The 10,574-nt window shown below is 54.2% G+C and carries 18 protein-coding genes; all 18 read right to left on the reverse strand.

Going from position 1 to position 10,574, the window contains the following annotated elements; genetic code table 11:
• On the reverse strand, window positions 1–328 hold a 328-nt coding region (locus ACTG2U_RS21405), incomplete at its 3' end, for a plasmid mobilization protein (protein ID WP_439975143.1).
• A gap of 597 nt (window positions 329–925) precedes the next feature.
• Window positions 926–1,870, reverse strand: a complete 945-nt coding sequence (locus ACTG2U_RS21410) for a replication initiation protein (RefSeq protein WP_219314760.1) — start codon at window positions 1,868–1,870, stop codon at window positions 926–928.
• Window positions 1,871–2,106: 236 nt separating this feature from the next.
• Complete coding sequence (locus ACTG2U_RS21415) at window positions 2,107–2,781, reverse strand: hypothetical protein (RefSeq protein ID WP_439975144.1); 675 nt, start codon at window positions 2,779–2,781, stop codon at window positions 2,107–2,109.
• 41 nt (window positions 2,782–2,822) lie between these two features.
• Window positions 2,823–3,086, reverse strand: coding sequence for a type II toxin-antitoxin system RelE family toxin (locus ACTG2U_RS21420; protein ID WP_192896393.1), 264 nt, complete (start codon window positions 3,084–3,086; stop codon window positions 2,823–2,825).
• The gene (gene relB / locus ACTG2U_RS21425) at window positions 3,070–3,294 is read right to left on the reverse strand and encodes a type II toxin-antitoxin system RelB family antitoxin (protein WP_068979446.1); all 225 of its coding nucleotides are present in this window, start codon (window positions 3,292–3,294) and stop codon (window positions 3,070–3,072) included. The genes ACTG2U_RS21420 and relB (ACTG2U_RS21425) overlap by 17 nt, the downstream gene beginning before the upstream one ends.
• Window positions 3,295–3,422: 128 nt before the next feature.
• Window positions 3,423–3,623 carry a hypothetical protein gene (locus ACTG2U_RS21430; protein ID WP_125602656.1) on the reverse strand — a complete coding sequence of 67 codons (201 nt, stop codon included), beginning with the start codon at window positions 3,621–3,623 and terminating at the stop codon, window positions 3,423–3,425.
• A gap of 7 nt (window positions 3,624–3,630) precedes the next feature.
• Window positions 3,631–3,918, reverse strand: a complete 288-nt coding sequence (locus tag ACTG2U_RS21435) for a hypothetical protein (RefSeq protein ID WP_125602655.1) — start codon at window positions 3,916–3,918, stop codon at window positions 3,631–3,633.
• Window positions 3,919–4,011: 93 nt separating this feature from the next.
• Window positions 4,012–4,353, reverse strand: coding sequence for a mobilization protein (locus ACTG2U_RS21440; RefSeq protein ID WP_238155586.1), 342 nt, complete (start codon window positions 4,351–4,353; stop codon window positions 4,012–4,014).
• Entirely contained in the window at window positions 4,354–4,893 is a 540-nt protein-coding gene (locus ACTG2U_RS21445) for a DUF1640 domain-containing protein (protein ID WP_238155585.1), read from the reverse strand. It abuts the gene before it with no gap.
• 704 nt (window positions 4,894–5,597) lie between these two features.
• Window positions 5,598–6,008 (reverse strand): MobC family plasmid mobilization relaxosome protein, encoded by a 411-nt coding sequence (locus ACTG2U_RS21450; RefSeq protein WP_125602666.1) that lies wholly within the window; start codon window positions 6,006–6,008, stop codon window positions 5,598–5,600.
• A 648-nt stretch (window positions 6,009–6,656) separates the two neighbouring features.
• A complete protein-coding gene (locus ACTG2U_RS21455; protein WP_219314760.1) occupies window positions 6,657–7,601 on the reverse strand; it encodes a replication initiation protein in 945 nt (314 codons plus the stop codon).
• Window positions 7,602–7,837: 236 nt separating this feature from the next.
• Window positions 7,838–8,512: a hypothetical protein gene (locus ACTG2U_RS21460; RefSeq protein ID WP_439975144.1), complete on the reverse strand. Its 675-nt coding sequence runs from the start codon at window positions 8,510–8,512 to the stop codon at window positions 7,838–7,840.
• Window positions 8,513–8,553: 41 nt separating this feature from the next.
• The gene (locus tag ACTG2U_RS21465; RefSeq protein WP_192896393.1) at window positions 8,554–8,817 is read right to left on the reverse strand and encodes a type II toxin-antitoxin system RelE family toxin; all 264 of its coding nucleotides are present in this window, start codon (window positions 8,815–8,817) and stop codon (window positions 8,554–8,556) included.
• Complete coding sequence (gene relB / locus ACTG2U_RS21470) at window positions 8,801–9,025, reverse strand: type II toxin-antitoxin system RelB family antitoxin (protein ID WP_068979446.1); 225 nt, start codon at window positions 9,023–9,025, stop codon at window positions 8,801–8,803. The genes ACTG2U_RS21465 and relB (ACTG2U_RS21470) overlap by 17 nt, the downstream gene beginning before the upstream one ends.
• A 128-nt stretch (window positions 9,026–9,153) precedes the next feature.
• A complete protein-coding gene (locus tag ACTG2U_RS21475; RefSeq protein WP_125602656.1) occupies window positions 9,154–9,354 on the reverse strand; it encodes a hypothetical protein in 201 nt (66 codons plus the stop codon).
• A 7-nt stretch (window positions 9,355–9,361) separates the two neighbouring features.
• Window positions 9,362–9,649 (reverse strand): hypothetical protein, encoded by a 288-nt coding sequence (locus ACTG2U_RS21480; RefSeq protein WP_125602655.1) that lies wholly within the window; start codon window positions 9,647–9,649, stop codon window positions 9,362–9,364.
• A 93-nt stretch (window positions 9,650–9,742) separates the two neighbouring features.
• Window positions 9,743–10,084 (reverse strand): mobilization protein, encoded by a 342-nt coding sequence (locus ACTG2U_RS21485; RefSeq protein ID WP_238155586.1) that lies wholly within the window; start codon window positions 10,082–10,084, stop codon window positions 9,743–9,745.
• A partial coding sequence (locus ACTG2U_RS21490) for a DUF1640 domain-containing protein (protein ID WP_439975145.1) occupies window positions 10,085–10,574 on the reverse strand: 490 nt, incomplete at its 5' end. It abuts the gene before it with no gap.

Consider the following 10,574-nt stretch of genomic DNA (forward strand, 5'->3'; position numbering starts at 1 on the left):
ACCGGCATTCGTTCAGAGCTCGGGCTATCTGGTTGAGGTTGTTGCTCATCCCGGCCAACTGGCGCATCAACTCCGGATCGGCATCGTTGCTGGTATCGCGGACACGGACGGGACGGCGCTGGGGCGTCGGCAAATTCGTCTGCTGATTAGCATCCACCGCCCCCCGGATCCAGTCAGACAAACTGAGTCCAGAGGCGCTAGCACGTTCACGCCATTCGGCCGCGGTCGGCTTGTCGATCCTAACGCTGACGGTAGTTATCTTTTGGACCTTGGACACGCGGCCTCCGGCTGTGGTGTGTGTGGGGATTGAAGGGGCATAGCCCCTCACCAGCCCCGTGTTACGTTGAGCCGCGAAGCAGGCTAAACGTAATACGGGTGGGCTGGCTTAATACCAGTACAGCAAAAAAATAGAGGGTCGGCAACTTGCTAATTATCGTCACAGTGACGCATAATTAATTACCGTTACAGTGACAGGAAATGACACAATGAAGGACACCACGGATCAGGGTACTGGGGACATGTTTGGCATCAAACGCGGACGAGGTAGACCAAAGACCGGAACAGCCAAAAGCGGGGCAGAACGACAAGCCGCATACCGGGCCAAACAGCAGGACAATAACGTTACGGTGACGATAAATAGAGCACTGATGGAGGGGTTGGATGCCCAGTTGCAAGCTATCCGGGATAGGGGCTCAGCCGTGGTTCTGACCCCCGAACAGGCTGGGGAGATACTGCAAGCACTACGAACGGCAGAAAACAAACAGCTCCGGGGATAAGACCTATTGCCCACAGGCCAAACTCACGGCCTGATGGACAACCCTTCGGGAACGGCCTTATCCCCCTCGCACCGAGCCTCTCTCTTCAATACTTTTAAGGGCTCAAAGAACCCCCTGCGGGGGCTATTATCTGATAAGGCTTGTTTTGATCACTCACGATCACGGCGAAGGTAATTGGACACACTGCCCGCCGAAATTTGCAGATCCTCGGCAATGTCACGGTTGCTGTAACCCTGAGCCTTGAGCCGTAGCACCTCCGGCAGAAGGTCTGCGAGGGCTTTACCGCTATTGCTGGGCCTCCCCCCCCCCTTAGATAGCCTGCCTCCCTTGGCCCCTCTGGCGGCCTGTACCGCGCTGAACCCTGCGGGGGTTAGGTTGCGGTGCGTCCACTTCGCAATGGATTTGGCGGTGTGCCTGACCTCGTTGGCTGGGAGCGGCTGCTCGAACTGGACGTTGTACCCGGTCGCCCGCTCGATCACGGCAGCCTGCCAGCCATCAAACCCCGGCCACCCCTGTCGAATCGCCTTGTAAGCCCATTGGCGCGTTTTCTCGAACAAGGTGCAGTTACGCCCCAACCCGTAAGCAGGAAGCTGTTTGCGGCCATTGTAGGGGCTTAAATCGAGGTAGTCGGCCAGCCAGTTCAGATCATAGGAGTAGGGCTCCCATACCTGGACAAGCCAGTGGGTATGCAGGGGGTTCTTGCAGAGCAACCCGGAGTAGCCCAGATCAGCCCCCAGTTTCTCCCGGAGGGCGGCCTCGATGGCGGCGGCATAACGCAGCGGAGCCACGTTACCGTCCGGAGCAGTGCGGATTGGGGTCTCCAATCCGTAGATCAGGTGGGCATGGCCGTTGGCCTTGTTCGTGACGCTGATGTTCGGTGCCGGAGCGCCTACGTCATCCCAAGATAACGTAGCGGCTGGCTGATCCACATCGAACACGATCCAGTGCCGGTGTGTCGGCCCATTCGGTTGGATGTAACGCGCCCCAAGGGCACGACTCACATCAGCAATGGACAGGCCCGTGGTGAGTTCGTCGGTATAGTATGGCTTCCGGGGCAGGCGCTCCCGAAACAGCTCAAGCTGTGCTCGATTCAATGACCACCGCGCTTATTGGCGGTGCTAAAGGGTTGTCTGGCGTGATCCATGTGATATATTTCACCTGTTACATGAGTACGGCCCCGAACTCTCTAAGCCATCCGCCAAGATTGCACTTAGAGATTCGGGGTTTGTCTTTTCTGGACAGTACGTTACTGCATCTTGTCATATTTGAGCAATGCACTTAAGCAATCGCTTTAAGCTGTCAACAAAACCATCACAGCCATGACATAAAGTCAAAAAAACACACCGTTCTTTTTTTCGTCAATAGATTTTGCTATAGCTTTGGCTTCTTTGATTTTTTGAAAAACATAATCATAATTTTGATATACGAGTATGTTACCCTGCCCTTTATATCGTCCACCAAGTACTATGACTGCGTACTCTGGCTTAGAATTAGAACAGGTGTCTTTTATAAAGGATATAGTTTCGTATATATTGTCTATTCTATATTCTTTTTCGCATTTTAATACGCCGATAACATTAACGGCATTAAAAATAAAATCAGCGCCATCATTTCTAGTTAATTTAACCATTCCTTTGTCAGACGTTAGCACGTCAGAAAACATCTGAGATATTGACATGTCCATTGTGGTCATCGATGGTTCACTCTTGACTTTTCTTAACCCACCCAAAAGGTGCTCACACCTTGGAACATCTACCACTTTATCCCACTCTGAATTGTCAAAATTCAGAATTGTGGTTTTGTGTTCGAAGGGCATCAACCTATTTAAATTTAAGTCGCCATCACAGGGGTTAGTCGAGTCGGTAACATTAAGACGAGAGCTTTCATTGATGGCTCGCTCAATAGATTTAATAAAGAAATCATCTAGTTTAACACCAAGCCGATTAAGCGCGGAATGAAATTCAATCTCCTGACTATCATCAACTATAAACGATATTTTCCCCATAATTAAACTCCATCTAACATTATCCAGCTAAAAAATAATCATCAAGCATATACCTCACTCCTATGCCCTATCATCACAGCAACAATCACCAGTTCGTTATCTCTAATATCACACACAACCCGATAATCTCCCACGCGATAACGCCAGTAAGTCCGCAAGTTCCCCGTCAAGGCTTTACCTGCATCCCTAGGATCTTTAAGCAGCATAACCCGCCGCAGGTACTTGGTGATCCGCTGAGCTTGGGTTTTATCCAGCCGTGCTAACTGCTTCGCTGCGGTGTCGGTCAATTCAACTTTCCAAGCCAAGGTCGCGCTCCACATCATCCAGTGAGAACAGGCGCTCTTCGCCCTTACGAACTTTCTCCATAACCCGCTCTGCCAGATAGTAATCTTCCATCTCTTCCAGATGAGTCAAAATGGCCTCTCGTGCATAGAAGGTCTTCGTTCTCCCCGTCTCTTGCGCCAAATTTGCCAAGCGCTCTTCGATATCCGAAGGCAAGCGTATCGCTAACATAATCCACCTCAAACACTATTGATATACACGTATATCATACACTAAACACCAGCCCCAGCAACGAGAGTGACTAGCGAAGTCTGTCAATCTTGTTGTCGGGGCCGCCAAGCGGAGCGCGGCAGAACGGGCTAGACCTTCATCCACCGCAGCAGCAGGGCCAACAACGCTATCCATGCCGCCACGCCCCAAGAAGGCCCTGCTAAAGTGCTGTAGAGCGGCCCAAGGCCCAACCAGTCCGCAACCCAGTACAGCAAGGCTTTCGCCGCGAACACAGCGGCCATTGCCGCCACCGTATGCCACAGCATCAGCCCCGGAAACCGATCACTCAATCGCACCTCAATCCACCTCCACGCCTGCATCGAGCAACAGTTGCCGCCATGTATCGGCGGACAACAGGGCATAATGGGCCACATGCTGGCGCAGGTATTCGGTATCAATGACGATCCAGCGGCTGCCGTCGTCATCGATCAGCCAGTCGATGGTCGCATCGAGGAGGTCGATCAGCGGCTTTCCATCGGCCCATAGCCACGGGGAGCCTTGATAGCTCGCCAGTTCGTACTCAACCGGGGGGAACCGGCGAATATGCGCCACCGTGTCAGGAGTACCCAACCGACCTGATTTCATACCCGATCTCCTTGATTATTGTCACTGTGACGATATATCACATGCTCAAGCCCCGGCGCTGCTCCCTGCGCAGTTCTGCCGCCCTGTCGGCGATCAACGCTGCGCCTTGATCAAGCTCTCCAGCGAGCTCTTGACTCCGGCCACACTGCTGTTCAATGACCCAAGTGCTGCTCCGGTAGCCAGGTTGGTCTGGTCCAAACTCCGGCCCATGCTGTTCAATTCGCTCTTGGTGCTCTTCTCGAGTGCCACGAATGCTGTGTGTAAGCTGGCGCAGTGCATCTCGTACCCTTTCAAGGTGCTCCCCCACTGCCTTTGCAAGTTCTCCAAAGACATCTGTTGCGCGTAGAGCTGCTGCCGCAAGTCCATCGTCTCGTTGTGGTGCCGCTGCTCCATCTGCTCCAGCCGCTCGATCAGTATCCGCTCCAGTTCGGTCATTCAGTTCACCTCCACGGCCATTTTGTCGCTGTCCTTCACCTTGAACGGTTTCCCCATGCTGGGGGCGAGGATGTAGCCCTTGCCATCCTTGCCCTTGGCGTAACTCACCCCCTTGGGGAGTTGGGCCAGCGTAGCTTTCGCGCTGCTGATCTCGCTGTTCAACCGCTGAACCTCGCTGCCCATCCAGCTCAATATCCCCCAGCTCCCCAACCCGAGCCCCACGGAGGTGCATACCCCGACCAGCAAGGCTTTGAGCCAGACGCTGGAGATCAGCTTGAGGGTGTTGGCCTCGCTCCGGGCCTGCTCCAAGACCGCCTTCAATGGGTCGGTCGAGTCGGTGATCTGTTTGGGCAATCCCTTTATCCCGTCTCGGATAGCGCCCACGGTTGTATTCAGCTCGCCGTTTACACGCGTCTCTAAGTCTTTCTTGAGCTCGTCGAGAACCGCTTTCGCTAACTTCTCCACCTCGCCCAATTCCTGCTCTTGCCGCAGCTTGAGCCTCTCGCTCAAGCGTTCTTTCTGCTGTCCAAGATGCTCCATAGAGTTCCCCTTTTAACCGGATGGCTTTGGGATAGCCCTCCGGCTTGATGCTGGTGTAATCGGCCCCCGTGCGCGTGATTTCGCACCCGAGCGAGGTTTGTAGGTAGTCCCGCAGCTCCGCCGCATTGGAGATCACTCTCTGCTCGGCGGCGGCGAATAGGTGGTTGGTGATCTGTTTTTTGATGGCGGTCTTATCGCTCTTGTCCTTGAACGCCTCGAAGTCTGGCCGTAGCAACCGCGCCCGAAGCGGGTCGTCTGGCCGCGCCCAGCCCTTTTCGTGGTTGTGTTTATCCCTCACTGCATCGAAGTCTTTACGGTGACCTGGTGGGGCCGGGTTGAACGATTTGCCTGTGCCCAGGTGAACGCGGGGGATAAGGATGTGGACATGAACCCCGCCATCTGGTTCGTCGTGCTGGACGGCAGTCAGGTGGACGTCTTCCGGCTCCAACCCAGCAAACGCCACTGCCTCGAAATCCTCCAAAACCGCAGTAATCTCGTCGGCGGTCGGGGCCTCTTCCGTCGCCCACGAGATCACTGCGCTGGCGTAACGATGCTGGAACGGAAGCGAGTCGGCCACCGCCGCGAACAGCACCGGATCACCCCGCAGTACCGCCACACCTGCCCGTGGTGCACCAGTGTGATCGTGCAAGCCCATGAGGTAGGCCGAAGCACGGGCACCGCTGCCCGTACCGTGGGAAAGGAATTTAATGAGCATCGTCACGCCCCTTGGCCATAGGCTTTGGGGGCGGCGGCAACTGAGGCAGCAGGTGTCCCGCCTGTACCTCTATGCTGCGCAGCAGGGCCAGCACTTCCACCAGTTGCACCGACGAGCCGGCCAACCGGCATTCGTTCAGAGCTCGGGCTATCTGGTTGAGGTTGTTGCTCATCCCGGCCAACTGGCGCATCAACTCCGGATCGGCATCGTTGCTGGTATCGCGGACACGGACGGGACGGCGCTGGGGCGTCGGCAAATTCGTCTGCTGATTAGCATCCACCGCCCCCCGGATCCAGTCAGACAAACTGAGTCCAGAGGCGCTAGCACGTTCACGCCATTCGGCCGCGGTCGGCTTGTCGATCCTAACGCTGACGGTAGTTATCTTTTGGACCTTGGACACGCGGCCTCCGGCTGTGGTGTGTGTGGGGATTGAAGGGGCATAGCCCCTCACCAGCCCCGTGTTACGTTGAGCCGCGAAGCAGGCTAAACGTAATACGGGTGGGCTGGCTTAATACCAGTACAGCAAAAAAATAGAGGGTCGGCAACTTGCTAATTATCGTCACAGTGACGCATAATTAATTACCGTTACAGTGACAGGAAATGACACAATGAAGGACACCACGGATCAGGGTACTGGGGACATGTTTGGCATCAAACGCGGACGAGGTAGACCAAAGACCGGAACAGCCAAAAGCGGGGCAGAACGACAAGCCGCATACCGGGCCAAACAGCAGGACAATAACGTTACGGTGACGATAAATAGAGCACTGATGGAGGGGTTGGATGCCCAGTTGCAAGCTATCCGGGATAGGGGCTCAGCCGTGGTTCTGACCCCCGAACAGGCTGGGGAGATACTGCAAGCACTACGAACGGCAGAAAACAAACAGCTCCGGGGATAAGACCTATTGCCCACAGGCCAAACTCACGGCCTGATGGACAACCCTTCGGGAACGGCCTTATCCCCCTCGCACCGAGCCTCTCTCTTCAATACTTTTAAGGGCTCAAAGAACCCCCTGCGGGGGCTATTATCTGATAAGGCTTGTTTTGATCACTCACGATCACGGCGAAGGTAATTGGACACACTGCCCGCCGAAATTTGCAGATCCTCGGCAATGTCACGGTTGCTGTAACCCTGAGCCTTGAGCCGTAGCACCTCCGGCAGAAGGTCTGCGAGGGCTTTACCGCTATTGCTGGGCCTCCCCCCCCCCTTAGATAGCCTGCCTCCCTTGGCCCCTCTGGCGGCCTGTACCGCGCTGAACCCTGCGGGGGTTAGGTTGCGGTGCGTCCACTTCGCAATGGATTTGGCGGTGTGCCTGACCTCGTTGGCTGGGAGCGGCTGCTCGAACTGGACGTTGTACCCGGTCGCCCGCTCGATCACGGCAGCCTGCCAGCCATCAAACCCCGGCCACCCCTGTCGAATCGCCTTGTAAGCCCATTGGCGCGTTTTCTCGAACAAGGTGCAGTTACGCCCCAACCCGTAAGCAGGAAGCTGTTTGCGGCCATTGTAGGGGCTTAAATCGAGGTAGTCGGCCAGCCAGTTCAGATCATAGGAGTAGGGCTCCCATACCTGGACAAGCCAGTGGGTATGCAGGGGGTTCTTGCAGAGCAACCCGGAGTAGCCCAGATCAGCCCCCAGTTTCTCCCGGAGGGCGGCCTCGATGGCGGCGGCATAACGCAGCGGAGCCACGTTACCGTCCGGAGCAGTGCGGATTGGGGTCTCCAATCCGTAGATCAGGTGGGCATGGCCGTTGGCCTTGTTCGTGACGCTGATGTTCGGTGCCGGAGCGCCTACGTCATCCCAAGATAACGTAGCGGCTGGCTGATCCACATCGAACACGATCCAGTGCCGGTGTGTCGGCCCATTCGGTTGGATGTAACGCGCCCCAAGGGCACGACTCACATCAGCAATGGACAGGCCCGTGGTGAGTTCGTCGGTATAGTATGGCTTCCGGGGCAGGCGCTCCCGAAACAGCTCAAGCTGTGCTCGATTCAATGACCACCGCGCTTATTGGCGGTGCTAAAGGGTTGTCTGGCGTGATCCATGTGATATATTTCACCTGTTACATGAGTACGGCCCCGAACTCTCTAAGCCATCCGCCAAGATTGCACTTAGAGATTCGGGGTTTGTCTTTTCTGGACAGTACGTTACTGCATCTTGTCATATTTGAGCAATGCACTTAAGCAATCGCTTTAAGCTGTCAACAAAACCATCACAGCCATGACATAAAGTCAAAAAAACACACCGTTCTTTTTTTCGTCAATAGATTTTGCTATAGCTTTGGCTTCTTTGATTTTTTGAAAAACATAATCATAATTTTGATATACGAGTATGTTACCCTGCCCTTTATATCGTCCACCAAGTACTATGACTGCGTACTCTGGCTTAGAATTAGAACAGGTGTCTTTTATAAAGGATATAGTTTCGTATATATTGTCTATTCTATATTCTTTTTCGCATTTTAATACGCCGATAACATTAACGGCATTAAAAATAAAATCAGCGCCATCATTTCTAGTTAATTTAACCATTCCTTTGTCAGACGTTAGCACGTCAGAAAACATCTGAGATATTGACATGTCCATTGTGGTCATCGATGGTTCACTCTTGACTTTTCTTAACCCACCCAAAAGGTGCTCACACCTTGGAACATCTACCACTTTATCCCACTCTGAATTGTCAAAATTCAGAATTGTGGTTTTGTGTTCGAAGGGCATCAACCTATTTAAATTTAAGTCGCCATCACAGGGGTTAGTCGAGTCGGTAACATTAAGACGAGAGCTTTCATTGATGGCTCGCTCAATAGATTTAATAAAGAAATCATCTAGTTTAACACCAAGCCGATTAAGCGCGGAATGAAATTCAATCTCCTGACTATCATCAACTATAAACGATATTTTCCCCATAATTAAACTCCATCTAACATTATCCAGCTAAAAAATAATCATCAAGCATATACCTCACTCCTATGCCCTATCATCACAGCAACAATCACCAGTTCGTTATCTCTAATATCACACACAACCCGATAATCTCCCACGCGATAACGCCAGTAAGTCCGCAAGTTCCCCGTCAAGGCTTTACCTGCATCCCTAGGATCTTTAAGCAGCATAACCCGCCGCAGGTACTTGGTGATCCGCTGAGCTTGGGTTTTATCCAGCCGTGCTAACTGCTTCGCTGCGGTGTCGGTCAATTCAACTTTCCAAGCCAAGGTCGCGCTCCACATCATCCAGTGAGAACAGGCGCTCTTCGCCCTTACGAACTTTCTCCATAACCCGCTCTGCCAGATAGTAATCTTCCATCTCTTCCAGATGAGTCAAAATGGCCTCTCGTGCATAGAAGGTCTTCGTTCTCCCCGTCTCTTGCGCCAAATTTGCCAAGCGCTCTTCGATATCCGAAGGCAAGCGTATCGCTAACATAATCCACCTCAAACACTATTGATATACACGTATATCATACACTAAACACCAGCCCCAGCAACGAGAGTGACTAGCGAAGTCTGTCAATCTTGTTGTCGGGGCCGCCAAGCGGAGCGCGGCAGAACGGGCTAGACCTTCATCCACCGCAGCAGCAGGGCCAACAACGCTATCCATGCCGCCACGCCCCAAGAAGGCCCTGCTAAAGTGCTGTAGAGCGGCCCAAGGCCCAACCAGTCCGCAACCCAGTACAGCAAGGCTTTCGCCGCGAACACAGCGGCCATTGCCGCCACCGTATGCCACAGCATCAGCCCCGGAAACCGATCACTCAATCGCACCTCAATCCACCTCCACGCCTGCATCGAGCAACAGTTGCCGCCATGTATCGGCGGACAACAGGGCATAATGGGCCACATGCTGGCGCAGGTATTCGGTATCAATGACGATCCAGCGGCTGCCGTCGTCATCGATCAGCCAGTCGATGGTCGCATCGAGGAGGTCGATCAGCGGCTTTCCATCGGCCCATAGCCACGGGGAGCCTTGATAGCTCGCCAGTTCGTACTCAACCGGGGGGAACCGGCGAATATGCGCCACCGTGTCAGGAGTACCCAACCGACCTGATTTCATACCCGATCTCCTTGATTATTGTCACTGTGACGATATATCACATGCTCAAGCCCCGGCGCTGCTCCCTGCGCAGTTCTGCCGCCCTGTCGGCGATCAACGCTGCGCCTTGATCAAGCTCTCCAGCGAGCTCTTGACTCCGGCCACACTGCTGTTCAATGACCCAAGTGCTGCTCCGGTAGCCAGGTTGGTCTGGTCCAAACTCCGGCCCATGCTGTTCAATTCGCTCTTGGTGCTCTTCTCGAGTGCCACGAATGCTGTGTGTAAGCTGGCGCAGTGCATCTCGTACCCTTTCAAGGTGCTCCCCCACTGCCTTTGCAAGTTCTCCAAAGACATCTGTTGCGCGTAGAGCTGCTGCCGCAAGTCCATCGTCTCGTTGTGGTGCCGCTGCTCCATCTGCTCCAGCCGCTCGATCAGTATCCGCTCCAGTTCGGTCATTCAGTTCACCTCCACGGCCATTTTGTCGCTGTCCTTCACCTTGAACGGTTTCCCCATGCTGGGGGCGAGGATGGGGAGTTGGGCCAGCGTAGCTTTCGCGCTGCTGATCTCGCTGTTCAACCGCTGAACCTCGCTGCCCATCCAGCTCAATATCCCCCAGCTCCCCAACCCGAGCCCCACGGAGGTGCATACCCCGACCAGCAAGGCTTTGAGCCAGACGCTGGAGATCAGCTTGAGGGTGTTGGCCTCGCTCCGGGCCTGCTCCAAGACCGCCTTCAATGGGTCGGTCGAGTCGGTGATCTGTTTGGGCAATCCCTTTATCCCGTCTCGGATAGCGCCCACGGTTGTATTCAGCTCGCCGTTTACACGCGTCTCTAAGTCTTTCTTGAGCTCGTCGAGAACCGCTTTCGCTAACTTCTCCACCTCGCCCAATTCCTGCTCTTGCCGCAGCTTGAGCCTCTCGCTCAAGCGTTCTTTCTGCTGTCCAAGA

Source organism: Aeromonas sp. 95A (assembly GCF_051919235.1).
GTDB lineage: Bacteria > Pseudomonadota > Gammaproteobacteria > Enterobacterales > Aeromonadaceae > Aeromonas > Aeromonas veronii.